We start from the raw sequence: 25,524 nt of genomic DNA, 5'->3' as shown, positions 1-25,524 counted from the left end.
CGCGTCATAGCTGTTCGAGAAAACGGGCGCTGGATTGTTCACCCGCCAAAACAAAACCCCCGTTAAACCCACCTGTTGCCAGGGTTTAACGGGGGTTTCAGTCAAGCGGTGTGACCCGCTGGACAGCTCAGCTTATTGACACGCTTCGCAATCCGGCTCGTCAATGGCGCATGCTTTTGGCACCGGAGCCGGGCCCGCAGGGGCGGCGGCGACGTCTTCACTTTTGTTGCCGCTCGATACGGCGTTGAGCTTACCAGTGTTGACGGTGGACTTCTCGGTGCTGGTGGCAGCCAGGGCACGGAGGTAGTACGTGGTTTTCAGGCCGCGGTACCACGCCATGCGGTAGGTGACGTCCAGCTTCTTGCCCGAGGCGCCCGCGATGTACAGGTTCAGCGACTGAGCCTGGTCGATCCACTTCTGGCGGCGGCTGGCAGCGTCAACGATCCACTTGGTGTCGACTTCAAACGCAGTGGCGTACAGCTCTTTGAGCTCTTGCGGGATGCGTTCGATCTGCTGCACGGAACCGTCGTAGTACTTCAGGTCGTTGATCATGACCGAGTCCCACAGGCCGCGGGCCTTGAGGTCGCGAACCAGGTACGGGTTGATCACGGTGAATTCGCCCGACAGGTTCGATTTCACGTACAGGTTCTGGTAGGTCGGTTCGATCGACTGCGAGACGCCAGTGATGTTGGCAATGGTCGCGGTCGGTGCGATGGCCATGATGTTGGAGTTACGAATGCCTTTCTGAACACGGGCGCGAACCGGTGCCCAGTCCAGGGATTCGTTCAGGTCAACGTCGATGTACTTCTGGCCGCGCTGTTCGATCAGGATCTGTTGCGAATCCAGTGGCAGGATGCCTTTGGACCACAGCGAGCCCTGGAACGTCTCGTAAGCGCCACGCTCGTCAGCCAGGTCGCAGGACGCCTGAATGGCGTAGTAGCTGACCGCTTCCATCGACTTGTCGGCAAACTCGACCGCTGCTTGCGAAGCATACGGAATGTGCTGCAGGTACAGCGCGTCCTGGAAGCCCATGATCCCCAGGCCGACCGGACGGTGCTTGAAGTTCGAGTTACGCGCTTGCGGCACCGAGTAGTAGTTGATGTCGATCACGTTATCGAGCATGCGCACGGCCACGTCGATGGTGCGCTTGAGCTTGGCGGTGTCCAGCTTGCCGTCCACGATGTGGTTCGGCAGGTTGATCGAGCCCAGGTTGCAGACCGCGATTTCATCCTTGTTGGTGTTCAGGGTGATCTCGGTGCACAGGTTCGAGCTGTGAACCACGCCCACGTGCTGCTGCGGGCTGCGCAGGTTGCACGGGTCTTTGAAGGTCAGCCATGGGTGGCCGGTTTCAAACAGCATGGACAGCATTTTGCGCCACAGGTCTTTGGCCTGGATGGTCTTGAACAGCTTGACCTTGCCCGGGTACTCGGTCAGGGCTTCGTAGTACTCGTAACGCTCTTCGAAGGCTTTGCCGGTCAGGTCGTGCAGGTCCGGTACTTCGGAAGGCGAGAACAGGGTCCACTTGCCGTCATCGAAGACGCGCTTCATGAACAGGTCAGGGATCCAGTTGGCGGTGTTCATGTCGTGGGTACGACGACGGTCATCACCGGTGTTCTTGCGCAGCTCGATGAACTCTTCGATGTCCATGTGCCAGGTTTCAAGGTAAGCGCATACGGCGCCCTTGCGCTTGCCACCCTGGTTCACGGCGACGGCGGTGTCGTTGACCACCTTGAGGAACGGCACCACGCCCTGGGATTTGCCGTTGGTGCCTTTGATCCATGAGCCGAGCGCACGTACCGGGGTCCAGTCGTTGCCCAGGCCGCCTGCGAATTTGGACAACATGGCGTTGTCGTGGATCGCGTGGTAAATGCCCGACAGGTCGTCCGGCACGGTGGTCAGGTAGCAGCTGGACAGCTGTGGACGCTGAGTGCCGGCGTTGAACAGGGTCGGTGTCGACGACATGTAGTCGAAGGACGACAACAGGTTGTAGAACTCGATGGCGCGGTCTTCTTTTTGCTTCTCTTCGATCGCCAGGCCCATGGCCACACGCATGAAGAAGATCTGCGGCAGTTCGAAACGCACGCCATCCTTGTGGATGAAGTAACGGTCGTACAGGGTTTGCAGGCCTAGGTAGGTGAACTGCTGATCGCGCTCGTGGTTGATCGCCTTGCCCAGTTTTTCCAGGTCGAAGGTGGCCAGCACCGGGTTCAGCAGGTCGAACTCAATACCTTTGGCAATGTAAGCAGGCAGCGCCTTGGCGTACAGGTCGGCCATCTCGTGGTGAGTGGCGCTTTCGGCAACATTGAGGAAATTCAGGCCTTCGGCACGCAAGGTGTCCATCAGCAGGCGGGCGGTCACGAACGAGTAGTTCGGCTCACGCTCAACCAGGGTGCGGGCCGTCATCACCAGCGCGGTGTTGACGTCGCTCAGGGCCACGCCGTCGTACAGGTTTTTCAGGGTTTCGCGCTGGATCAGGTCGCCGTCCACTTCTTCCAGGCCTTCGCAGGCCTCGGTGACGATGGTGTTCAGGCGGCCCATGTCCAGCGGCGCGAAGCTGCCGTCGGCGCGGGTGATGCGGATCGACGGGTGCGCTTGCACGGCGTCTTCGGCCGGTGCGCGGGTGGCGCGCTCCTTGGAGCGGGCATCGCGGTAGATCACGTAGTCGCGGGCCACTTTCTGCTCGCCGGCACGCATCAGGGCCAGTTCAACCTGGTCCTGGATTTCTTCGATGTGGATGGTGCCGCCCGAAGGCATGCGACGCTTGAAGGTTGCGGTGACCTGTTCGGTCAGGCGGGCAACGGTGTCGTGAATGCGTGACGAAGCGGCTGCATTGCCGCCTTCAACTGCAAGAAACGCTTTGGTGATGGCGACGGTGATCTTGTCATCGGTGTAAGGAACGACGGTTCCGTTACGCTTGATCACGCGCAATTGGCCTGGCGCAGTTGCCGACAGATCCAGATTTGAATCGTTCTGCGACGCGGTGCCCTGCGAGTTCTCGCGAGTTGAGTCGGTTTGCATGGGTGTCTCCACATTCTCTATGTTTATTTGGGCGCCTCAAAAAGGTGCCCACCGTTCCGTCCTGACGCACTACAACCGGGGATAAACCGGGCATAACGACCTCGGGACGTACAGAAAGGGGTGTTTTGGCCGCTTCCTTGCCGAAGTCTCAGATTTGCGCATACCGCCTCAAATCTTATTCCTGGTGGGTGACAGTCTTTGTACTGCAACACCCGGGCCGCTTTCCGCGCCAGCGCTGGAAAACGGTTGCCATCCGCATGAGCGGTTTGGGCTTTGAAAACGCTGTTTGGTTCAACCCGACAGGGGCGAGAAAAGCACTTGAAATTCTCGGCTGAGTTGTGTTGGGTTTTTGCCCTAAAACCCTATATGTGGGGTCTTTTGGCGGAATTGATACAAGATATGCGTTTTACAGGAGGTGTGCAATGCACCACCTGTGGATAACCCTGTGTGTAATTTGTGTATGAACCCTCGAATCTCCACGTAGGCCGCATGACACCGGCATTCCACCGTCTGTCACTGTTTTTGCCAGGAGGAAATCGGGCGCGCTGGATTTTGAGGGCGCGAACCCTACCACAAAAAACAGCGCTGTCCGAACGCATTTTGAGGCGGGCGCAAAGATCGAAAAGGTCAAGCGGATATTGCGCTCAAGAAGTGCCGGGAAGACCGTTCAAAGCCTCCCCGGCGGCGACGTCAGAGCAGCTGGAAACTCGTTTGCTGGACGTTTTGCGAATCCAGGCCAATTTGCACGTTGAATTCGCCGGGTTCGGCAGCGTACTGGAGTTGGGTGTTGTAAAACTTCAGGGCGTCTTCGTCGATGCTGAACTGCACGACCTTTTCTTCCCCCGGCTGGAGCATCAGCTTCTGGAAGTTTTTCAGCTCTTTGACGGGGCGGCTCATCGACGCACTCACGTCCTGTATATAAAGCTGCACCACGGTTTCACCGGCGCGCTGCCCGGTGTTCTTCACCGTCACGCTGGCCGTCAGGGCTGACCCGGGCTTGAGGGTGTTGGCCGACAGTTGCGGCGCCGACACGCTGAAGTCGGTGTAGCTCAAGCCATAACCGAACGGGTAGAGCGGGGTGTTCGGGGCATCGAAATACTGCGAGGTGTAGTTGCCCGGCTTGCCCGGCGTGAACGGTCGACCGATGCGTAGGTGGCTGTAGTAACTCGGAATCTGGCCCACCGAGCGGGGGAAGGTGATCGGCAGCTTGCCCGAGGGGTTGTAGTCACCGAACAGCACGTCGGCAATCGCATTGCCGCCTTCTGTGCCGCTGTACCAGGTTTCCAGCACGGCATCGGCCTGTTGCACCTGATCGCCGATTGACAGCGGGCGGCCATTCATCAAGACCAGCACCAGCGGTTTGCCGGTGGCCTTGAGGGCACTAATCAACGCGCGTTGTGTCGCAGGCAAGTCGAGGTCGGTGCGGCTGGCCGCTTCGTGGGACATGCCCCGGGCTTCGCCTACCACGGCCACAATCACATCGGCCTGTTGCGCCACCTTGACGGCTTCATCGAGCATCGCTTGTGCGGGACGCGGGTCGTTGGTCAGGTCGAGCATGTTGGGGTTGGAGTAATTGAGGTAGTCGACCACGGCCTGATCATCGGTCACGTTGGCACCACGGGCGTAGGTCAGCGTGCCCGGTTTGCCCACGGCAGCGCGCAAGCCTTCAAGCACGGTCACCGACTGCGCGGGAACCCCGGCGCCCGACCAGCTGCCGAGCATGTCGATCTTCGAATCGGCGAGCGGCCCGATCAACGCGATGTTCGCCCGCTTGTTCAAAGGCAGGGTGCGCGATTCATTCTTGAGCAGCACTTGGCTCTTGCGCGCCACCTCGCGGGCCTCGGCCCGGTGCAGGCGGCTTTCGGCATTGATGTCGGCCGGATCGTCTTCGGCTTTGCCGATACGCAGGTACGGGTCTTTAAACAGGCCCATGTCGTACTTGGCGCCCAGCACTTCACGTACCGCGTTGTCCAGGTCGCTTTGTGGCACTTTGCCGGACCTGATCAGGCCCGGCAGTTCCTTGCCATACACCAGGTCATTCATGCTCATGTCGACCCCGGCCTTGATCGCCAGCGTGGCGGCTTCACGCTCATCCTTGGCCACGCCGTGCTTGATCAGTTCCAGAATCGCGCCGTGGTCACTGACCGCCACGCCTTTGAAGCCCCATTGCTTGCGCAACAAATCCTGCATCAGCCAGGTGTTGGAGGTGGCCGGTACACCGTTGATCGAGTTCAGCGCCACCATCACGCTGCCCGCGCCGGCGTCGATGGCGGCGTGGTAAGGCGGCAGGTAATCCTGAAACATGCGCGTCGGGCTCATGTCGACGATGTTGTAGTCGCGGCCGCCTTCGACGGCGCCATACAGGGCGAAATGCTTGACGCTGGCCATGATGTTGCCGGGCAGGGCCGGGGACACGCCTTGATACGCCTGCACCATGACTTTGGCGATGCGCGAGACCAGGTAGGTGTCTTCCCCGAACCCTTCAGAGGTGCGCCCCCAGCGCGGGTCGCGGGCGATGTCGACCATCGGGGCAAAGGTCAGGTCAAGGCTGTCGGCGCTGGCTTCTTTGGCCGACACCCGACCGCTCAGGGCGATGGCGTCCATGTCCCAGCTGGAGGCCAGCGCCAGGCTGATCGGGAAAATGGTGCGGTGCCCGTGAATCACGTCGTAGGCAAAAAACATCGGGATTTTCAGCCGGCTGCGCATGGCAGCGTCTTGCATGGGGCGGTTTTCGGGGCGCGTCACCGAGTTGAACGTGCCGCCGATGCGGCCTGCCGCAATTTCCGTGCGAATCAACTCTCGCGGCATGTCTGACGCAATGCTGATAAGGCGCAACTGCCCGACTTTTTCATCCAGGGTCATCCGGCTCATCAAGTCCGTGATGAACGCCGCTTTATGCTCCAGCGCGACGGACGGGGTCTGCGCCCACGCGCAGGAACTGGCCAGGCTGATGGCGATGCCCAGCAAACACATTTTTCTCATGGAATTCTTCTACGCAGCCGCTCACATAAAGCGAGGAAGCCCTGCGCTCTTGAAGCGATATCGTTCTGGATTGGGATAGGGACTACTTAACTTAAAGAATTACCCTATCTTTAGTAGGAGTAGCCCTACATGCGAGAAGTCTTTTATCTGATTCGTTGCCCGCAATCCAGTGCTGCTGGCGATATTCAATGAAGGCGATGGAGTTTTTCTCGGGCAGGCGATGTCTATGAATTCAATGCGATCATTTTGGAGCGTCACAACCATGGGAATACAACGCGTACAGGCCGCCACCGGCTGGAAAGTCATGGCGTTGCTGCTGATGAGCAGCGTCTTGGCCGGATGCGGTATCAACACCATTCCGACCCTTGACGAGCAGGTCAAGGCGGCCTGGTCACAGGTGCAAAACCAGTATCAGCGTCGTTCGGATCTGATCCCCAACCTGGTAGAGACAGTCAAGGGCGCGGCCAAACAGGAGCAGGCGACGCTGACCGCGGTGATTGAAGCGCGGGCCAAGGCCACCTCGATTCAAGTGGATGCCAGCACCCTCAATAACCCTGAAAAACTCAAGCAGTTTCAGGATGCGCAAAATCAGCTGACTGGTGCCTTGAGCCGATTGATGGTGGTTTCCGAGCGCTACCCGGACCTCAAGTCCAACCAGAACTTCCTCTCGTTGCAATCGCAGCTCGAAGGCACGGAAAACCGCATCAGCGTGGCCCGTCGCGACTTCATTCTCGCGGTCGAGCGTTACAATACCGAGATCCGCACCTTCCCGGGGCGTCTGTGGCATGCCGTGATGTACAGCGATTTGCCCGTGCGTCCGACGTTCGAAGCCACCAGCCCGGACGCCGACAAAGCGCCTGAAGTGAAGTTCTGACGCTCGGCCCGTGTGCCAGCCTGTGGCAGCGGCCACAGGCGCTGTGTCCCATTGATGAGGTGCTAATGCGCGTATTGAAACCGGGTCTTTGCGTGTTGCTGTGGCTTTTTATGGCCACGGCGCACGCGTTGACTTTTCCCGCGCTCAGCGGCCGCGTGGTCGATGACGCCCACATGCTCGACCCCGCCACGCGTCAACAGCTGACGCAAACCCTTGAAAGCCACGAAAAAGCCACGGGCGAGCAAGTGGTGGTGGTCACCGTGCCTGACCTGCAAGGCACCTCCATTGAAGACTTCGGTTACCAATTGGGGCGCGCCTGGGGCATCGGGCAAAAAGACAAGAACAACGGTGCATTGCTGATCGTCGCCCGTGATGATCGCAAACTGCGCATTGAGGTCGGTTATGGGCTGGAAGACCGCCTGACAGACGCGCAGTCGTCCGTCATCCTCAACCAGGTCATCACCCCTGCGTTCAAGGCAGGCCAGTTCAGTCAGGGCATCAGCGACGGCGTGGCCGCGATGCTGCATGTACTGGGCGGCGATCCCCTGGCAGAACCGGCCTACGCCAGCGGCCAGGGGGAGGGCAGTGATTTCATGGCCGAGCATCCCTTTGTCGTACTGCTGCTATTTGTCCTGTTTGTCATAGTGGTCGCCGCCTGCCAGTTTTATGGCATTTGTACTGCCGGGGGCTCAGGCGGTTCGCGCTCCGGTGGCTTTGGCGGGGGCGGCTTCGGCGGTGGCCGAGGAGGTGGCGGCTTCATTGGCGGTGGCGGCAGTTTTGGCGGCGGCGGTGCTTCTGGCGGCTGGTAATTCATTTTTAGACGAGCATTGATACCCATGGCTTTACTCACACAAGCGCAACAACGGCAGGTCGAAGACGCCGTGACCCGTGCCGAACAACACACAGACGCCGAAATCGTCACCGTCCTGGCGCCGCGCGCAGACGACTACAGTTACATCCCCTTGTTGTGGGCGAGCCTGATTGCGCTGCTGGTGCCTGCACTGGCGCACTTCTTCATGGCCGGTATGCAGACGTATTCCTTGCTGATGCTGCAATGGGCCACATTCGTGGTGTTAAGCCTGATTTTTCGCATTCCTGCGATCACCACGCGGCTGATCCCGCCGCGCGTACGGCACTGGCGTGCGAGCAACCTGGCGCGCCGCCAGTTTCTTGAGCAAAAACTGCACCACACCGAAGGGCGCACGGGCGTACTGATTTTTGTCAGCGAGGCCGAGCGCTACGTCGAAATCATCGTGGACGAAGGCATTTCCCGGCATCTGGACAACAGTGACTGGGGCACCATCGTCAGCGATTTCACGCGTCGCGTGGGCCTGGGCCATACCGCCGAAGGGTTCATTGCCTGCATCGACGCCAGCGCTGAACTGCTGGCCACCCACATCCCGAAAACCCATCCGCGTAACCAACTGCCGAATCGGTTGGTGGTGTTGTAATTGACGCCCCTTGAAATAACCCCGTGCTCATGGCGGCCAACACGCCTAAAATGGCCGCCATTCCTTTCCTGATTTCCCCTCCTGCATCCCCCGAGGCGCTTTTTTCAATGTCAGTGACTGCTACCACCGCCGCGTCTGCACCGGATCATCGTGCGCAATTTTTGAACCTGCTGGACACCGGCCTGGCGCAAAACTCGTTTATCAAGCTGGTGCTGGCCAAGTACGTGGGGCCTGAGCCTGAGCTGCAGCGGGTCATCATCAAGCAGGTCACGGTCAAGGATCAGCCTTGCCTGTCGTTTGTGTACCGCTACAAAACCCGCGATATCACCAAGAATTTACCGCTGGACGAGGCGGTGACGACGATTGCCGCTTTGTTGCCGCAAGCGTTCAAGAACGCGCACCTGCTGACCCTGACCGACGAAGTGCAGCTGGAGTACAGCAAAAAAGGCAAAAGCTCGCTGTTCAGGGGCAAAAGCCAGCACGCGCGGGAAGTGCCGTCGGCTGAGCATAATCGTGAGAAAAATCGCTTTCTGGACCTGACGCGTCCGTTTTTGGCTGATCTGGGCGTGACCAATAAACAGCAAGAACTGATCCCGGCCATGTCGCGCAAGTGGAAGCAGATCAACAAGTTCATTGAAGTGTTTTCCCACGCGCTGAGCAGCTCGCCGCTCACGCTGGATCAGCCGGTCAAGGTGGTGGATTTCGGTTCGGGCAAGGGCTACCTCACGTTTGCGATTCACGATTACCTGCGCCACAGCCTGCACGCTGAAGGCGTGGTCACCGGCGTTGAGCTGCGTGAAGACATGGTCACGTTGTGCAATAACGCGGCGCAGCGTCTGGAGCATCCGGGCCTGAGCTTTCTGCATGGTGACGTGCGCAGTTTTGCACCGACGCCGATTGACGTGATGATCGCGCTGCATGCCTGTGACATCGCCACCGATTACGCGATTCACATGGGCATCCGCTCGGGCGCCGCGATCATCATGTGTTCGCCGTGCTGCCATAAGCAGATCCGCCTGCAAATCCAGAGCCCGGCGCTGCTCAAGCCGATGCTGCAATACGGCCTGCACCTGGGCCAGCAGGCCGAGATGGTGACAGACAGCCTGCGGGCGTTGTTTCTGGAAGCCTGCGGTTATGACACCAAGGTGTTTGAGTTCATCTCGCTGGAACACACCAACAAGAACAAAATGATCCTCGCGGTCAAACGCGCCGAGCCTGTAGACCCTGCGCAGTTGCTGGTGAAGATTCAAGAACTCAAGGCGTTCTACGGCATTGAGGAACACTGCCTCGAAACCCTGCTCCGGGCCGATGGGTTGCTGAAGTAAGCCTGTGTAGTACCGGGTTATTACCCGTGTAGGTACTCAGTGACTACTCTTGTGGGGTTTCCGAGCTTTCGAAAACCAACGATGACCCGCAGGCCTGCCTCCGGCAGCGCCTGCCAGGGCAATCCTCACTCACGGGAGTACGCGACATGGCGGCGAAAAAAATTCTGATGCTGGTGGGCGATTACGTCGAAGACTACGAAGTGATGGTGCCGTTTCAGGCGCTGTTGATGATCGGCCATCAGGTGCACGCCGTCTGTCCGGGCAAAACCTCGGGGCAGACCGTGCGCACGGCCATTCATGACTTTGAAGGCGATCAGACCTACAGCGAAAAGCCCGGCCACCTGTTTGGCCTGAATTGTGATTTCGACACGGTCAAGGCGGGCGACTACGACGCCTTGTTGGTGCCAGGTGGTCGTGCGCCGGAATACCTTCGCTTGAATGAAAAAGTACTTGAACTGGTGCGCGACTTCGACAAGGCCGGTAAGCCCATCGCTGCGGTGTGCCACGGTGCGCAGTTGCTGGCGGCGGCCGGGATCCTGGAAGGTCGCGAGTGCAGCGCCTACCCTGCGTGTGCCCCGGAAGTGCGACTGGCGGGCGGTACGTTTATGGATATCGACGTCAGCCAGGCCCATGTGCAGGGCAATTTGGTCACCGCGCCTGCCTGGCCCGCGCACCCTGCGTGGCTGGCGGCGTTTGTGAGCCTGCTGGGCACCACCATTACCGTGTAAGACGAGGGCGTGACCATGTGTGAACTGTACGTCAAAGCCGATCCGATTCTGTACGAGTCACGCTCGCGATCGTTGCGTATCGGTGGCGTGGTCACGACGTTGCGTCTGGAAAACCAGTTCTGGGACATCCTCAGTGAAATCGCCGACGCCGATGGCATGACCACCAATCAACTGGTGGCCAAGCTCTACGAAGAAGTGATGGATTACCAAGGCGAAGTGGTCAACTTCGCCTCGTTCCTGCGGGTCAGTTGCACCCGTTACCTGAGTCAGCGTCGGGTGCCGTCGATCGGTTTGAATGTGGTGCCGCGCAAGCACGGTTGATGGTCGTGCTCGCCGCAGCGGCCAGGGTCGCTCTCAGAAGAAACGGGTCACGCTGATCTTGGCATTGCGGCCCTGGCTGTAGGCGTTATCCCCACTGAGCATCGGCTGGTAACTTTTGTTGAACAGGTTGTCGACCGTGAAGTTGACCTCGGTGCCTTTGAGGTAAGGCTGCTGAGGGGTCCAGTTGGCGAACAGGCCCTGCACGTTGTACCCGTCATTGGCGTGTTGGTCGTAGTAGCGATCCCCTAACACACTGATCTCGTTACCCGAATACTTGTCGCTTGGCAGACGGTCGGTCTTGCGCACGAACTCACCTTTCCAGCCCACGCGTGCATCCCATGCCGGAATTTTGGTCCCCAGCACGGCGACCCATTTAGGCGCCGGAATGTCACGTGCCCAGACGTTTGGCCCCCACGGGTTGGTGTAGGCACCTTGGTGTTTACCGGTCATCCACGCGTACGACAGTGATCCGAACAGGTACGTGGATTCGTAGAAACTTTCAACTTCAAAGCCCTTGATGGTCACACTGCCAATGTTGCGGTAGTTCGGTATGTTGCCCGGCCCGCAGTCTTTGGACAGGCTGCCCGCCGCTGTCTGGGCGGCACAGCCGACGCCGGTGGCCTTGAATATTTCATTGTCGACGGTGTTTTGAAACAGCGTGGTGCGGATCAGTGCATGGTCGCTGTCAGTAAAGATCTGATCGAAGTTGGTGATGTTGCCTGCTCGCCAGCCTGTGATCCTTTCCGGTTTCAGATTCAGGCTGGTCGCTGTGCGACTGCCGAGCCCTTGTAGCTCGTATTGTTCGTCGATGACCGGGGCGCGCCAGGTTTTGCTGTAGTCGACAAACAGCGCTGTGTTGGGGGTGATTTTCCAAAAGGCTGACAGGCGAGGCGACCAGCCCGTGTAGGTTTTGTCGCTGTAGTCGTGACCCAATTCCGCGTGGTTATAGAACGGTGCATCGTTTTCTTCACCGCGGTTACGCACGTGGTCGTACCGCACGGACGGGGTCAGGGTGAAGTCACCGAGAGTGATCGCGTCTTGCAGGTAAAAGCTGTGGGTGTCGACTTTGCCTTTGGGCATGAAGCTGGGCTGGTAGTGGCCGTAGTTGTATTTTTCTACTTCGTAGGTCTTGCCCGGCATCCACATGTCGACATCACGCTGGTGCTTGCGCACCTGCATGCCCGTGGTCACGGCATGGTCCAGCGGGCCGCTGGCAAACAGACTGACGTTTTCGATTTGCACCATGTCGTCGGTGTAGCCGGTTTCCATCTTGCGACCGCCGGTGGACGGCTGGAAATAAGCTTGAGCGCCCCGCGTATCGGTTTGCTCGGTATTGGAATGCGAGTACTTGACCTCAAGGTTCACCAAGGGGTTTTCAAGGGGCTGGTACTTGTATTTGGCGGACCACGTGGTGTCGATGGTCGAACGGTTCGACAAGTAACGCCGGGTGGCGATGTCGTACCCATATTTGTCGATGTTGGCCTGGCTCGGCGGGGCCGGGTAGCTGATGGCCGAGAAGGGCACCCACAGGTAGTTGTTGGAGCGTGAGTACGACATCCCCAGGCTGTGCTCTTCGTTGAAGTGCAGGTTCACTTTGAGCAGTTGCGCGTCCAGGTCCTGGGCGGTGTTGGGCAAGCGTTTGGGGTTGATCGGGTAGGCATTCTTGGGGTCTGGCATGTGCCCGGCCAGCTTCATGTTGTCGCCATCGCGCTTGGTGTAATACACCAGCGCATCCGCGCGACCATCATCGGTGCGGCCATACACGGCGCCACTGTAAACCTGCTGGTGATCGTTGCTGCTGTAGCCGTACTTGAGCATGGCGCCGGTGTCTTTGCCTTCTGCGAGCAAGTCCGGGGCGTCTTTGGTTTCCATGTGCACGGAGCCGGCAAAGCCGCCGTTGCCGGTGCGTATATCGTGCGGGCCTTTCTCGACCACCAGCCCCTTGATCAACTCCGGCTCAATGAAAATGGTGCCTTGCATGTAGCGTTCGAAGCCGCTTTTGGTCGCGCCATCGACGGTCATCTGCACGTCTTCGGCTTCGCCCATGCCCCAAATGTTGATGGTCTGGCCACCGGGCTTGAGCGAGCCGCCGAGGTTGATGCCGGGCAGTGTCGCCAGCAGGCTGGGAATGTTGTTGGCCTGATAGCGATTGATTTCAGCTTGGGTCAGGGTCGATTTACCGACGTTGCTGGAGTCGACTTCATTGCCGGTGCCGATCACGCTCATGGCACTGAGCTGCAGGCTGTTGCTGGTCGTCGTGCCTTCTTCCTTGGGGCGCACGACGAAGGTGCGGTCGACTTGGGTCAGGCTGAAATCGGTGCCGCGCAACAATTGGTTGATGGCCTCTTGCGCGCTGTAACGGCCGCTCAGCGCCGGGGCCTTGATGTTGCGCAACAGTGCTTCGTCAAACAGCAACTGGATGTTGGCTTGCCGGGCCACGGCACTCAACGAATTGGCCAGCGACTGTGCAGGCAGTTGCAGTTGGACCGACTCGGCGTGAGCCTGCAGGCAGAACGCCAGGCAGGCGGCCAGCAGGGTCGGGCGTGTGCAGAAATGCGAGACGTGATGCGGTGCGCGAAACATGAAATCCCCCAGTGCGGCAACAAAGGCCAAAAAGACATGCGTTAACAACGCAGACCGAAGGAAGACGCGGGGCCATTAAAAAACCACATATGCGAATGCAAAATATTCGCATATGTTTTTTTAGCGGGGTTCGATGCGGATTTTTCCGTTGTCCAGCCACACGGTGTTCACCGGGATCAAGGCGGGCAAGGCTTTCACCAGTGCCAGCGGATCATTGACGTCGAGGTGGCCTGACACTTTGTACTGTTGGAGCGGCCCATTGGCCAGTTCGATGATGCCGGGCCGGTAGAGGTCCAGTTCGTCGATCAGGCTGGCCAGCTCGCGGTTGCGAAAGGCCAGGTGCCCGTTGCGCCAATCGCCGACTTCGCTGGCCGTGAGGGTGTGTTCAGTCAATGTCTGGCGCGCGTAGTCGTACGTGGCACGCTGATCGGCGCCGAGCAGGGCAGAGCGCTTGGCGTCAGGCACGAACGCAACCTGGCCGTGGGCGACGCTGACCACCAGTTGGCGTGGGCTGCGCCGCACATCGAAACCGGTGCCGACCACCCGTATGCGCGCGTCACCGGCGTGCACCACCAGCGGCTGGTCTTTATTGGCCGCGACCTCGATGTACAGCTGACCGCGTTCCAGGTAAATGTCGCGTTGTTGTGCGTTGAAATCGAGGCGCAGTTGGGTGTTGGCATTGACGTAGAGGGTGCTGCCATCGGGCAGTGTCAGGGTTTTCGCACCTTGGGACTGGGTCGTGAGCTGTTGCTGGTGCAGCGTGACGGGGGTGCCGATGTTCAAGGCCAGCACGGCACCCAACACGGCTGCCGCCGCAGCCAGGGCAAACGTCGAACGACGCTTGATCGCCGGTTTTACTGGCAGTGGCAGCGGTTTGTTCCGGTGTTGCAGTTCGCCCAAGTCGGCCCATAGCGACTCGAACTCGGCATACGCCCGTGCATGCGCCGGTTGCGCATGCCAGGCGTCGAATTGCGCGCGGGTCTGTGCGTCGGGCCGATTGCGATTGCGTGCAAACCAGCTGGCCGCCTGCGCATCAATGCTGTCGTGGGCGGCCGATTGAAAAGGGCTCATTGTGGCTGCTCCTTGCCGCTGTCCCGCTGTAAATGTTGCTTGCAGTGCAACAACGCAAAGGCGATGTGCTTTTCTACCATGCTGACCGAGATTCCCATGCGTTGCGCGATCTGCGCCTGACTCAACCCTTCGAAGCGGTGCAGGATAAGGGCTTCACGGCGCCGGGGCGAGAGCTCTGCGAGTACGGTCTTGAGCTGTTCAAGCCGTTGCAGGCGGTGTGCGGCCAGCATGGGGTCATCCCTCTCATCGCTTAACGGCTCGTCTTCGCGTTCAACCTGATCCGCATGCACGGATTGGCGCACCTGCTGGCGTCGCCAGTGATCGCGCAGCAGGTTGCGCGCCATCTGAAACAAAAACGCCCGGGGTTGCTGGACCTTGGCCCGGTCCTGATAGCCCAGCCATTGCGTGAAAACGTCTTGCGTCATGTCAGCTGCATCGCTGGCGTTGTCGGTGCGCTTACGCAGGAAATGCAGAATCTGCGTATAGAACTCGCGTAAGGATTCGGCCAACGCGGGGTCAGGTTTAAAGCGAGACATGAAAATCCTTGTGGACTCAGCGATGCAAAATAAGCCGCGAATGGTATCGAGAATTATTACTATTTGTCTCTATGTAAATTCACCTTTCCTTTTTTCTTTTTTCCTACAGATAAATGGCTAATTGCTGGGTGAGCGCTTTACTGAAGGGGACACATGACCTTCAGCCACAAGGAGAAACGCTATGTCGGGTTGGTATGAGTTGAGCAAGACCAGCAACGGGCAGTTCCGATTCGTATTGAAAGCAGCGAATGCCGAAACCATTTTGGTGAGTGAGCAGTACACCACGCACGAGGCGGCGAAAAAGGGCATTGCTTCGGTTCAGGCCAACAGCCCGCTGGATGAACGCTATGACCGCAAGGTGGCGAAAGACGGCAAACCGTATTTCAACCTGAAGGCGGCCAATCACCAGATCATCGGCACCAGTGAGCAATACAGCACCGAAGCGGCGCGAGAGAAGGGCATTGCCAGTGTGAAAAGCAATGGGCCCACCACGGTCATCAAAGAGAAGCTGTGAGGGGCCGGTGGCCGACGTGCCGGGCGAGGCAGCCCGGTGCGCGTCGGCCGGAGCAGGGTTATTTCAGTTGAGCCAGCAACCCGTGTAACTGCATCACGCCAGCGTCGGCCAACGGGAACACGGGCAGTCGCGGGTCGCCCGCTTCCAGGCCGGTCAGGCGCAAACCCGCCTTGATGGTGGCCGGCAGACCGCCTTTGAGGATGAATTCAAGCAATGGCAACTGGCGGTAGAACAGCGCGCGTGCGGCGTTCAGATCGTTGGCCAGTACGGCGTCGTACAGCGCCAAATTCAGCGCCGGGATCAGGTTCGGCGCCGCTGTGCACCAACCTTTCGCACCCGCAGCGAAGGCCTCCAGTGCCAGCGGGTTGCACCCGTTGTAGAACGGCACTTGGCCTTCCCCTCGTTGTTGCAAGCGGTGCATGCGCTGAATGTCGCCGGTGCTTTCCTTGACCATGGTCACGTTGTCGACCGTGTTGAAAATGTTCAGGATCAAGTCCACCGACATGTCAGTGCCGCTGGTGGCCGGGTTGTTGTAGAGCATGATCGGGGTGTTGATGCTGTCGCCGATGGCGCGGTAATGGGCCAGGATTTCAGCCTCGCTGAGTTTCCAGTAGGAAGCCGGCAGCACCATGACCACGTCCGCGCCGTGCTGTTCAGCAAAGCGGGCGCGGCGCACGGCTTTGGCGGTGGTCAGGTCGGAGACGCTGACAATGGTCGGCACGCGTTTGGCCACGTGGGCGAGGCTGAATTCGCTGACCTGATCCCATTCGGCGTCGCTCAGGTACGCGCCTTCGCCGGTGCTGCCCAGTGGCGCGATGGCGTGCACGCCGTTGTCGATCAATTGGTCAATGGAGCGCCCGAGCGCGGGCAGGTCGATGGCGCTGCCGTCTGCGCTGAACGGGGTGATGGTGTAGCCGATGATGCCGTGGATTACTGGAGTCGTCATGGTGGGTGTCCTGTGGGGGAGGGAGGTGGCTCAGTTCAGGCAGTCGGCATGACGACGCAGGTTTTGCCGGGCGTGGTAATTGAAAGCGGCCGCATGGCGTTTGGGGCGGCTGATCCAGTTATGGGCTTCGCGGCCCAGGGCCGGGATGATGGGCTTGAGGGTGCCTGCGGCCATGGCCAGCAATTGCAGTTTGGCTGCCCGCTCGATCAGTTGCGCGATGACGCAGGCTTCTTCAATGCTGGCGCCGGTGGACAATTGACCGTGGTGCGAGAGCAGGATTGCCCGCTTGTCCCCCAGCGCACCGGCGATCAGTTCGCCCTCTTCATTGCCGACCGGCACGCCAGGCCAACTTTCCAGAAACGCGCAATCCTCGTACAGCGGGCAGAGGTCCATGTGCGAAATTTCCAGCGGCACTTCCAGCATCGACAGCGCGGCCACATGTGTGGGGTGCGTGTGGATGATGCAGTTCACATCCGGACGGGCACGGTACACCCAGCTGTGGAAGCGATTGGCCGGGTTCGGCATGCCGTGGCCTTCAAGCACCTCCAGGTCTTCGTTGACCAACAGCAGATTGCTGGCAGTGATTTCATCAAACCCCAGGCCCAGTTGCTGGGTGTAATAGGTGCCGGGTTGTGGCCCGCGGGCGGTGATTTGCCCGGCCAGACCGGAGTCGTGGCCGTTTTCGAACAGAATGCGGCAGGTGAGTGCCAGCTTTTGCCGGTCAGTCCACGTATTATCCGTCAGCGTATTTTGCATCTGCACAAGCGCTTGCTTGACCAGTTGCTCTTTCGGGAGTGCTAAGGTCTTGGCCATGTCGGTGTCCTCGGTGATTGCCGGATGTGTCTGCCCCCATGGCGTCGAAGGTGATGGGTGGCAGTGCTTATGACACTTAAGAGGCTATATGACACAAAGTGTCATTGGCAAGTAAAACTCGCAGCTCCCTTGATGGATTAATCGCTCTACATGTCTATCCGTTTGAAATTACTCAGAAAAAAACTGGGCATCACCCTTGAGGCGTTGGCTGAACATTCCGGCCTGACCAAGAGCTATTTGTCGAAAGTCGAGCGTGGCTTGAACACCCCTTCAATCGCCGCCGCGCTCAAGTTGGCCAAGGCGCTGAACGTCAATGTCGAAGAGTTGTTCGCTGAGGACAAGGCCGGGATTGAGGGTTACAGCCTGGTGCGCAGCGATCAGCGCCAGTTGCTATCGGGCAGCGAGCACTCACCGGGCTACGCGGTGCTGGCACATCAGGTCAGTGAGCGTAACTTGCTGCCATTCATGATTTACCCGCCCGCAGCGTTCGCTGATCCCAGCTTCAAAGCGCACGTGGGGGAAGAATTTCTGTTTGTGCACGAAGGCGCGGTCGAGGTCGACTTCATGAATGAGCGGGTGATTTTGCAGCGCGGCGATGCCCTGCATTTCAATGCGCAAAAACCTCACCGCGTGCGTTCGGTGGGTGAGGTTCAAGCGCAATTGTTGGTGGTGGTGCACAGCACCGAGGAGTAAGGCGAAGGGCGTTTTCAGCGCTCGACCGGTACTGAGTGACGGCTGTCGCCCAATGGGTGCGTTTTAGCGTTAAAGAAGCGCAATGCCACCTTGTTCTGTGCAAATAGCTGCGTGTAATGGTTTTTCTGGAAGCGGATGAAGGCTTCGCTGCGCGGATAAATCGAGATGCACAGGGTTTTCAGGGGCGCCAGGCGCAGGGCGTCAATCAGGTGTTGATCTTGCTCACCCAGGCTGTGGCCGAAGACGCACAGGCTGTCTTTGTGGGCCATCAACTGTTCATGGCAAAACGACAGGTAATCCGACATCCGGATCGACTTGCGCTTGTCGTCGCTGGTGCCTTCGCTGACAAACAGCGGCACGTCATCCAGCGCGCTGATGGAGTGATTGATGGCGAAGTTGCTGAGCAGCGCGGCGGGATCGCCCACGGATTTGCGTGCCTTGCCTTCCTGATTTTTCACCAGGTGCAGCGCGCCGTGCAGGTACAGCACGCGGGTGGTTTTGCCTTTGGCTGCGGCCTGCGCCAGTTCAAAAGTGGCACCCGGCGTCTGGAACAAATCGTTGAAACGCTTGGGCGCCTGCATCAGCGCCCACGGCGCCAGCAGGTCATAGTTGGAGCAATACACCGTGCTGTAGCAGGCCAGTTCTTCCTGCCAGCAATCCAGCGTGGCGGCGGACATCAAGCGCCAGGGAATGTGGACATCCTGAGTGCTGTTGATCAGGGCTTCCTTGATGGCGTAGTAGCGTTTGCGCGGTGATGCAGAGCTGATGGCCAGCGCCTTGTTGACCTTGCTTGCGGTTTTCAGGGCGCTGAGCACGTGCTCGAAATTGCGCGTGTTCAAGGCGTCAAACACGCTGAGTTCCGTCTGGCTGAGGGGTTTTTCGGCCACGCTTTTGGTTTTTTCAAACAGCGAGTCGTAATAAAAGTCATGCCACACGGCCATGCTTGCGCCATTGCCGAGCAGCAAGCCGCTGCACGGGGTGCTGGTGCGTAGGGCGTTCCAGTCTTCTAGTTCGGCATCAAATTCCTGGAAGGGGGTCATCGCGTAGGTCATCTCAAAGCGTGGGCGGTGCGGGACTTTATCACGACCATGTGTTGAGCCAGATCAACATCCGGATGCGCTGATGAGTTGAAGCTATGCTCATTGACTTCATCAGCGTCGCGGGTGCGCCCGCAAAGAGGACTCGCCATGACCAGTACCTTTTTTATCCCGGCCGTGAACATCATGGGCAACGGTTGTCTGGATGAAGCCATGACTGCAATTCGCAATTATGGGTTTCGCAACGCGTTGATCGTGACCGACGCCGGGCTGGCCAAGGCGGGCGTGGCGGCCATGATTGCCGAAAAACTGGCCGCGCAGGACATCAATGCGGTGGTGTTCGACGGGGCCAAACCCAACCCGAGCATTGCCAACGTGGAAGCCGGTCTGGTTGTGCTCAAGCAACATCAGTGTGATTTCGTGCTGTCGCTGGGCGGTGGCTCGCCCCACGATTGCGCCAAGGGTATTGCGCTGTGCGCCACCAATGGCGGGCATATTCGCGATTACGAAGGCGTCGACCGCTCGGCCAAGCCGCAACTGCCCCTCGTGGCCATCAATACCACCGCCGGCACGGCCAGTGAAATGACGCGTTTTTGCATCATCACCGATGAAGAGCGCCACGTGAAAATGGCCATCGTCGACCGCAACGTGACGCCGCTGCTGTCGGTCAACGACCCGCAATTGATGGTGGCCATGCCCAAAGGCCTGACGGCGGCCACCGGCATGGACGCGCTGACGCACGCCATTGAAGCGTACGTGTCCATTGCGGCCAACCCGATTACCGATGCCTGTGCGATCAAGGCGATGGAGCTGATCAGCCAAAACCTGCGTCAGGCGGTTCATGACGGCAAGGACCTGACCGCGCGCGAGAACATGGCGTATGCGCAATTTCTGGCCGGCATGGCGTTCAACAATGCGTCGCTGGGGTTTGTGCACGCGATGGCGCACCAGTTGGGCGGCTTTTACGACTTGCCCCACGGCGTGTGTAATGCCGTGCTATTGCCCCACGTGCAGACCTTCAACGCCAGCGTGTGTGCGTCACGCCTGACTGACGTGGCCCATGCGCTGGGCGCGGATATCCGCGGGTTGAGCCCGGAAGAGGGTGCTCAGGCGGCGATTGCGGCGATTCGGACCTTGGCCAAAGCTGTCGACATCCCGGCGGGCCTGCGGGACTTGGGCGCCAAGTTGGATGACATCCCGATTCTGGCGACCAACGCATTGAAAGATGCGTGTGGTCTGACCAATCCGCGCAAGGCCGATCAGGCGCAGATTGAAGAAATCTTCCGTAACGCGTTTTGAGTCACGGCCAGCCTTCACCCCAACCCTCCCTTTAGCAGAGGGTTGAGTGAGGGGCTTGTACATCACGCGCATAAAAAAACGGCCGGTTTAACCCGGCCGTTTTTGTGTCTGACTTAAAAGCGCTTACTGCACTTCTACCGCCAGGCTTTCGCTGATTTTCTTCTGCCAGATCGCTGGGCCGGTGATGTGAACCGACTCGCCTGAACTGTCGACAGCCACGGTCACCGGCATGTCTTTTACGTCGAACTCGTAGATCGCTTCCATGCCCAGTTCGGCGAACGCCACCACGCGCGACTTCTTGATCGCTTGAGCCACCAGGTAAGCCGCGCCGCCGACGGCCATCAGGTACACCGCTTTGTGTTCCTTGATCGCTTCGATGGCGGTCGGGCCACGTTCGGATTTGCCGATCATGCCCAGCAGGCCGGTCTGATCGAGGATCTGGCGCGTGAACTTGTCCATCCGCGTTGCAGTTGTCGGACCGGCAGGGCCCACCACTTCGTCACGCACCGGATCAACCGGGCCCACGTAGTAGATAAAGCGGCCCTTGAGGTCGACCGGCAAGGTTTTGCCCTTGTTCAGCATTTCAACCATGCGTTTGTGCGCGGCGTCACGGCCGGTGAGCATTTTGCCGTTCAGCAGGACAGTTTCGCCCGGCTTCCAGCTTTGCACGTCTTCCGGGGTCAGGGTGTCGAGGTTGACACGGCGAGCCGACGGGCCGGCTTCCCAGACGATTTCCGGGTAGGCGTCCAGCGGTGGCGCTTCGAGTGCTGCCGGGCCGGAGCCGTCCAGTACGAAGTGGGCGTGACGGGTGGCGGCGCAGTTCGGGATCATGCACACCGGCAGCGAGGCGGCGTGGGTCGGGTAGTCCATGATTTTTACGTCGAGCACGGTGGTCAGGCCGCCCAGGCCCTGAGCGCCGATACCGAGTTGGTTGACCTTTTCGAACAGCTCCAGACGCATCTCTTCGATACGGTTGGACGGGCCGCGCTTGATCAGCTCGTGAATGTCGATGGATTCCATCAACACTTCTTTGGCCATGACGGCTGCTTTTTCAGCCGTGCCGCCGATCCCAATGCCCAGCATGCCCGGTGGGCACCAGCCAGCGCCCATGGTCGGAACGGTTTTGAGCACCCAGTCTACGATCGAGTCGGACGGGTTGAGCATGGCCATTTTCGACTTGTTCTCGGAACCGCCGCCCTTGGCCGCTACGTCCACTTCCACGGTGTTACCCGGGACGATGGAGTAGTGGATGACCGCCGGGGTGTTGTCCTTGGTGTTGCGGCGGGCACCGGCCGGATCGGCCAGGATCGAAGCACGCAGGACGTTTTCCGGCAGGTTGTAAGCGCGACGCACGCCTTCGTTGATCATGTCGTCCAGGCCCATGGTGGCGCCATCCCAGCGCACGTCCATGCCCACACGTACAAACACGGTGACGATGCCGGTGTCCTGGCAGATCGGGCGGTGGCCGGTGGCACACATGCGCGAGTTGATCAGGATTTGTGCCATCGAGTCACGGGCTGCCGGCGATTCTTCGCGCAGGTAGGCCTCGTGCATGGCCTGGATGAAGTCCACGGGGTGGTAGTAGGAAATGAATTGCAGGGCGTCAGCAACGCTCTGAATCAGGTCGTCTTGCTTGATCACGGTCATGGGTCGCGCTCCTCTATAAGACGGGAACATTCAATAAGGTGTTTGCGACCTGGGTCGTTCGGTCTGTCGTAAACATCTTTGCAGGGATGCACCGGGCACGCATGACCGGCACAAAAAAGGCGCGGCAGTATAACCCGGCCCTCTCATTGATACACCTGAGCAGGCAAAACTTGTAGTCGCCGCCTAAGGCTGCGATAAGGGCCCGGAGCCTGCGCATGCTATTGATTGCACGGGTTTGCGGGCGTGCGGGGCAGTCGGTCCCTCACAACCCGCTAGCGTCTATAAGACTAATTGCCCACAGGAGCCCCGAAGTGCCCGAGTTACACGTCGCCAATCAGTGCTGGCCGGTTACCGTCGGCAGTAATTTGCTCGACAGCCTGAATCAGGCCGGGGTAGGTGTGCCCTACAGTTGCCGTGCGGGCAGTTGCCATGCGTGTCTGGTGCGTTGCGTGCAGGGCGAGCCGCTGGACTTGAAGCCCGAAGCCTTGACCCGTGCCCAGCGCGAGCAAGGCTGGCGCCTGGCTTGTCAGTGCCAGGTGGTCGGGGATTTGCAGGTTGAGGCGTTTGATCCGGTGCGAGACGGCCTGCCTGCCCGGGTGGCAGCGCTGGACTGGTTAAGCCCGACGTTGTTGCGGCTTCGGCTCGTGCCGGAGCGCCCGCTGCGCTATCGCGCCGGGCAGCATCTGGTGTTGTGGACGGCCGACGGGGTGGCACGGCCGTATTCGTTGGCCAGTTTGCCGGGAGAAGACCCGTTTCTGGAGTTTCATCTCGAGTGCGCCCGGCCCGGTGCCTTTGTCCGCGCAGCGCGTCAGCTCACGGTGGGGGATGCGGTGCGGTTGGGCGAGTTGCGCGGTGGGGCGCTGCATTACGACCCGGACTGGCAGGAGCTGGCGTTGTGGTTGCTGGCGGCGGGTAGTGGGCTGGGCCCGTTGTATGGCGTATTGCGTGAAGCCTTGCGCCAAGCGCACCACGGCCCGATTCGTGTGGTGCATGTGGCCCGTGATGAGGCCTCGCATTACCTCAAGGCCGAACTGCAAGCGTTGGCCCAGGCCCACCCTCAGTTGCAGGTCGAATACGTACGGCAGGATGAATTGGCGGATTTTCTAGTCCGGATGCGCCTTGTTTCGCGCCAGACACGTGCCCTAGTGTGTGGGCATCCTGACACGGTGGAGGCGTTCGCCAAGCGTTTGTTCCTGGCCGGGTTGTCGCGCAACCAACTGCTGGCGGATGCCTTTTTAAGTCGGGGTTGAGTGCTGTCTTTCCCCTTTTTGAGCGTGCCCATGACTCAAACCATCGTTAGTGAACGTGACGGCGCGGTGTTGACCCTGCGCCTGAATCGCCCCGAAAAGAAAAACGCCCTGACCCGCGACATGTACAGCCGCCTGGCCACTGCGCTGCAGCAGGCCGATGCTGACGCGTCGGTGCATGCCATCGTGTTGTGCGGCAGTGCGCACTGTTTCACCAGCGGCAATGACATCGTGGACTTTCTTGAAGTCCCGCCGACGGACATGGACAGCCCGGTGTTTTGCTTTATGCGCAGCTTGCTGGCCTGCCGTAAACCGGTAGTGGCTGCGGTGGCTGGCGCTGCGGTGGGCATTGGCACCACGCTCTTGCTGCATTGCGACCTGGTGTATGTGGCGGGCGATGCACGGCTGCGCATGCCGTTTGTCAACTTGGGCCTGAGCCCGGAATTCGGGTCGAGCCTGCTGTTGCCGCAACGGCTGGGGCAGGCAAGGGCGGCCGGGTTGTTGCTGCTGGGTGAGGGGTTTAGCGGGGAGCAGGCGGCGAACTGGGGGCTGGCCAATGCCGCGCTGGAGGACGGTGAGGCGGTGCTGCGCCAAGCCCATGCGGCTGCGCATCGACTGGCTGCGCTGGCCCCGGCCGCGGTGCAGGACAGCAAGCGGTTGATGAGGGCGCCGGGGCGTGAGCAGTTGCAACGGGTGATTGAAGAAGAAAGCTGGCTGTTTATTCAGCGCTTGAAATCGCCTGAGGCAGTGGCGGCGTTATCCGGTTTTATCCATAAAGCCGCCCCCTGATGCAAAAAGCCCCGCCGGATTGCTCGGGCGGGGCTTGGGGTGTGGGCCGGTTAAGGCTTACACCATTTTGTCGCCGACATGCAGGATCTTCATGTCGTTGGTGCCACCGATGGTGTGGTAGCTGTCGCCCTTGGTCAGGATGACCCAGTCGCCTTTTTCGACAACGCCGCGCTTGAGCAGCTCGTCAATGGCAGCCTGGCTGACCTGTTCTGGCGGCAACGAGGCCGGGTCGAACGGCACGGTGTAGACGCCACGGAACATGGCGGCACGGGCCTGGGTTTCGCGGTGCGGGGAAAACGCGTAGATCGGCACCGAGGAGCGAATGCGCGACATGATCAGCGGCGTGTAACCACTCTCGGTCAGGGCGATGATGGCCTTGACGCCCGGGAAGTGGTTGGCGGTGTACATGGCCGCCAGCGCGATGCTCTGGTCACAGCTTTCGAAGGTTTTACCAATGCGGTGGCTGGAGGTTTTGCTGGTCGGGTGCTTTTCAGCGCCGACACAAATACGCGCCATGGCTTGTACGGCTTCCAGCGGGTAAGCACCGGCAGCACTTTCAGCCGAGAGCATCACGGCGTCGGTGTAGTCGAGCACGGCGTTGGCCACGTCGGACACTTCAGCGCGGGTTGGCATCGGGTTCTGGATCATCGACTCCATCATCTGGGTCGCAACGATCACGACCTTGTTGTGACGGCGTGCGTGCAGGATGATTTTTTTCTGGATGCCTACCAGCTCGGCGTCACCGATCTCGACGCCCAGGTCGCCACGGGCAACCATCACCGCGTCGCTGGCCTTGATCAGGCCGTCGAGGGTTTCGTCGTCGGCCACGGCTTCGGCACGTTCGATCTTGGCCACCAGCCAGGCGGTGCCGCCGGCTTCGTCGCGCAGTTGACGGGCGTATTCCATGTCCGCCGCATCACGCGGGAACGAAACGGCCAGGTAGTCGACCTGCATCTCGGCCGCGAGTTTGATGTCTGCTTTGTCTTTTTCAGTCAGTGCCGGGGCTGTCAGGCCGCCACCGCGACGGTTGATGCCTTTGTGGTCCGACAGCGGGCCGCCGATCAGCACGGTGCAGTGCAGGGCGTCATCGGTGGCGGTGTCGACACGCATGACCACGCGGCCATCGTCGAGCAGCAGTTCGTCGCCCACGCCGCAATCCTTGACCAGATCCGGGTAGTCGATGCCGACGATTTCCTGAGTGCCTTCTGTCAGCGGGTGGCTGGTGGAGAAGGTGAAACGATCACCGATTTTCAGCTCGATGCGTTTGTTGGCGAATTTGGCGATGCGAATTTTCGGGCCTTGCAGGTCACCCAGCAGAGCGACGAAGCGGCCGTGCTTGGCGGCGATGTCGCGCACCAGCTTGGCGCGGGCCTTGTGCTCATCGGGCGTGCCGTGGGAAAAGTTCAGACGGGCAACGTCCAGGCCAGCCAGGATCAGCTGCTCCAGCATTTGCGGTGAATTACTGGCAGGGCCAAGGGTGGCAACGATTTTGGTTCGACGAACGGACATGCAAAGACTCCTGAGTTCAAGCGCTGCCAAAGGCTACTATGGTCTCAAGTTGTAGTCATTGTTCCTCTGCACTACTTTCGACTTAAGTTGTGGTGCATACGGTCATTGGTTGAAGAATTCGCTCGCCGGGTCGATACCCTG

22 protein-coding genes are annotated in these 25,524 nt (G+C 59.8%); 12 read left to right on the top strand and 10 right to left on the bottom strand.

Annotation, left to right across the window (positions count from 1 at the left end; genetic code table 11):
- Nucleotides 1-132: 132 nt before the first annotated feature.
- Nucleotides 133-3,018: a ribonucleoside-diphosphate reductase subunit alpha gene (locus tag TU74_RS09975; protein ID WP_047276812.1), complete on the bottom strand. Its 2,886-nt coding sequence runs from the start codon at nt 3,016-3,018 to the stop codon at nt 133-135.
- A 125-nt stretch (nt 3,019-3,143) separates the two neighbouring features.
- Between TU74_RS09975 and TU74_RS24135 the strand changes: the two genes are divergently transcribed.
- A complete protein-coding gene (locus tag TU74_RS24135) occupies nt 3,144-3,353 on the top strand; it encodes a hypothetical protein (protein ID WP_141228740.1) in 210 nt (69 codons plus the stop codon).
- A 355-nt stretch (nt 3,354-3,708) separates the two neighbouring features.
- Here the strand turns inward: TU74_RS24135 and bglX are convergent, their stop codons facing one another.
- On the bottom strand, nt 3,709-6,000 hold the full coding sequence (gene bglX / locus TU74_RS09970; protein WP_048376302.1) for a beta-glucosidase BglX: 2,292 nt from the start codon (nt 5,998-6,000) through the stop codon (nt 3,709-3,711).
- A 262-nt stretch (nt 6,001-6,262) separates the two neighbouring features.
- Between bglX and TU74_RS09965 the strand changes: the two genes are divergently transcribed.
- The 6 genes from TU74_RS09965 (at nt 6,263) to TU74_RS09940 (ending at nt 10,699) form a co-directional block, all read left to right on the top strand.
- Nucleotides 6,263-6,874: a LemA family protein gene (locus TU74_RS09965; protein ID WP_047276808.1), complete on the top strand. Its 612-nt coding sequence runs from the start codon at nt 6,263-6,265 to the stop codon at nt 6,872-6,874.
- 65 nt (nt 6,875-6,939) lie between these two features.
- Entirely contained in the window at nt 6,940-7,683 is a 744-nt protein-coding gene (locus TU74_RS24905; protein WP_048376300.1) for a TPM domain-containing protein, read from the top strand.
- 27 nt (nt 7,684-7,710) lie between these two features.
- Nucleotides 7,711-8,325 (top strand): TPM domain-containing protein, encoded by a 615-nt coding sequence (locus TU74_RS09955; protein WP_048376298.1) that lies wholly within the window; start codon nt 7,711-7,713, stop codon nt 8,323-8,325.
- A 107-nt stretch (nt 8,326-8,432) separates the two neighbouring features.
- Entirely contained in the window at nt 8,433-9,650 is a 1,218-nt protein-coding gene (locus TU74_RS09950; RefSeq protein ID WP_047281135.1) for a class I SAM-dependent methyltransferase, read from the top strand.
- 146 nt (nt 9,651-9,796) lie between these two features.
- Complete coding sequence (locus tag TU74_RS09945; protein ID WP_047276800.1) at nt 9,797-10,378, top strand: DJ-1/PfpI family protein; 582 nt, start codon at nt 9,797-9,799, stop codon at nt 10,376-10,378.
- Between the two features lie 15 nt (nt 10,379-10,393).
- Nucleotides 10,394-10,699 carry a ribbon-helix-helix domain-containing protein gene (locus TU74_RS09940; protein WP_047281031.1) on the top strand — a complete coding sequence of 102 codons (306 nt, stop codon included), beginning with the start codon at nt 10,394-10,396 and terminating at the stop codon, nt 10,697-10,699.
- A gap of 33 nt (nt 10,700-10,732) precedes the next feature.
- On the opposite strand, the gene TU74_RS09935 is transcribed toward TU74_RS09940, so the two are convergent.
- The 3 genes from TU74_RS09935 to TU74_RS09925 all read right to left on the bottom strand — a co-directional run bounded on the left by TU74_RS09935 (nt 10,733) and on the right by TU74_RS09925 (nt 14,889).
- Nucleotides 10,733-13,282, bottom strand: a complete 2,550-nt coding sequence (locus tag TU74_RS09935) for a TonB-dependent receptor (protein ID WP_048376296.1) — start codon at nt 13,280-13,282, stop codon at nt 10,733-10,735.
- 120 nt (nt 13,283-13,402) lie between these two features.
- On the bottom strand, nt 13,403-14,353 hold the full coding sequence (locus tag TU74_RS09930) for a FecR family protein (RefSeq protein ID WP_048376294.1): 951 nt from the start codon (nt 14,351-14,353) through the stop codon (nt 13,403-13,405).
- On the bottom strand, nt 14,350-14,889 hold the full coding sequence (locus tag TU74_RS09925; RefSeq protein ID WP_047276793.1) for an RNA polymerase sigma factor: 540 nt from the start codon (nt 14,887-14,889) through the stop codon (nt 14,350-14,352). The genes TU74_RS09930 and TU74_RS09925 overlap by 4 nt, the downstream gene beginning before the upstream one ends.
- Nucleotides 14,890-15,070: 181 nt before the next feature.
- On the opposite strand from TU74_RS09925, the gene TU74_RS09920 reads away from it, so the two are divergent.
- Nucleotides 15,071-15,403 carry a YegP family protein gene (locus TU74_RS09920; RefSeq protein WP_047276791.1) on the top strand — a complete coding sequence of 111 codons (333 nt, stop codon included), beginning with the start codon at nt 15,071-15,073 and terminating at the stop codon, nt 15,401-15,403.
- A 58-nt stretch (nt 15,404-15,461) separates the two neighbouring features.
- Here the strand turns inward: TU74_RS09920 and TU74_RS09915 are convergent, their stop codons facing one another.
- Nucleotides 15,462-16,349 (bottom strand): dihydrodipicolinate synthase family protein, encoded by an 888-nt coding sequence (locus TU74_RS09915; protein ID WP_047281028.1) that lies wholly within the window; start codon nt 16,347-16,349, stop codon nt 15,462-15,464.
- A 30-nt stretch (nt 16,350-16,379) separates the two neighbouring features.
- Nucleotides 16,380-17,162, bottom strand: coding sequence for an aldolase (locus TU74_RS09910; protein ID WP_048376292.1), 783 nt, complete (start codon nt 17,160-17,162; stop codon nt 16,380-16,382).
- A 150-nt stretch (nt 17,163-17,312) separates the two neighbouring features.
- Here TU74_RS09910 and TU74_RS09905 point away from each other — a divergent pair, with 150 nt between their 5' ends.
- Nucleotides 17,313-17,855 (top strand): helix-turn-helix domain-containing protein, encoded by a 543-nt coding sequence (locus tag TU74_RS09905; RefSeq protein ID WP_047276786.1) that lies wholly within the window; start codon nt 17,313-17,315, stop codon nt 17,853-17,855.
- 14 nt (nt 17,856-17,869) lie between these two features.
- Here the strand turns inward: TU74_RS09905 and TU74_RS09900 are convergent, their stop codons facing one another.
- Complete coding sequence (locus tag TU74_RS09900; RefSeq protein ID WP_048376317.1) at nt 17,870-18,895, bottom strand: DUF4917 family protein; 1,026 nt, start codon at nt 18,893-18,895, stop codon at nt 17,870-17,872.
- A 147-nt stretch (nt 18,896-19,042) separates the two neighbouring features.
- Between TU74_RS09900 and yiaY the strand changes: the two genes are divergently transcribed.
- Nucleotides 19,043-20,191 (top strand): L-threonine dehydrogenase, encoded by a 1,149-nt coding sequence (gene yiaY, locus TU74_RS09895; protein ID WP_047281025.1) that lies wholly within the window; start codon nt 19,043-19,045, stop codon nt 20,189-20,191.
- Nucleotides 20,192-20,314: 123 nt separating this feature from the next.
- Here yiaY and TU74_RS09890 read toward each other — a convergent pair whose 3' ends face one another.
- Entirely contained in the window at nt 20,315-21,838 is a 1,524-nt protein-coding gene (locus TU74_RS09890; protein ID WP_048376290.1) for a fumarate hydratase, read from the bottom strand.
- Nucleotides 21,839-22,149: 311 nt separating this feature from the next.
- Between TU74_RS09890 and TU74_RS09885 the strand changes: the two genes are divergently transcribed.
- Both TU74_RS09885 and TU74_RS09880 read left to right on the top strand, forming a co-directional pair.
- Complete coding sequence (locus tag TU74_RS09885; protein ID WP_048376288.1) at nt 22,150-23,088, top strand: iron-sulfur-binding ferredoxin reductase; 939 nt, start codon at nt 22,150-22,152, stop codon at nt 23,086-23,088.
- A 30-nt stretch (nt 23,089-23,118) separates the two neighbouring features.
- Nucleotides 23,119-23,874: an enoyl-CoA hydratase-related protein gene (locus TU74_RS09880; RefSeq protein ID WP_047278034.1), complete on the top strand. Its 756-nt coding sequence runs from the start codon at nt 23,119-23,121 to the stop codon at nt 23,872-23,874.
- A gap of 57 nt (nt 23,875-23,931) precedes the next feature.
- On the opposite strand, the gene pyk is transcribed toward TU74_RS09880, so the two are convergent.
- On the bottom strand, nt 23,932-25,383 hold the full coding sequence (gene pyk / locus TU74_RS09875; RefSeq protein WP_048376286.1) for a pyruvate kinase: 1,452 nt from the start codon (nt 25,381-25,383) through the stop codon (nt 23,932-23,934).
- Nucleotides 25,384-25,524 lie beyond the last annotated feature (141 nt).

This window comes from Pseudomonas lundensis, assembly GCF_001042985.1.
Classification (GTDB): Bacteria; Pseudomonadota; Gammaproteobacteria; order Pseudomonadales; family Pseudomonadaceae; genus Aquipseudomonas; species Aquipseudomonas lundensis.
This window is presented reverse-complemented; position numbering and strand designations above follow the sequence as displayed.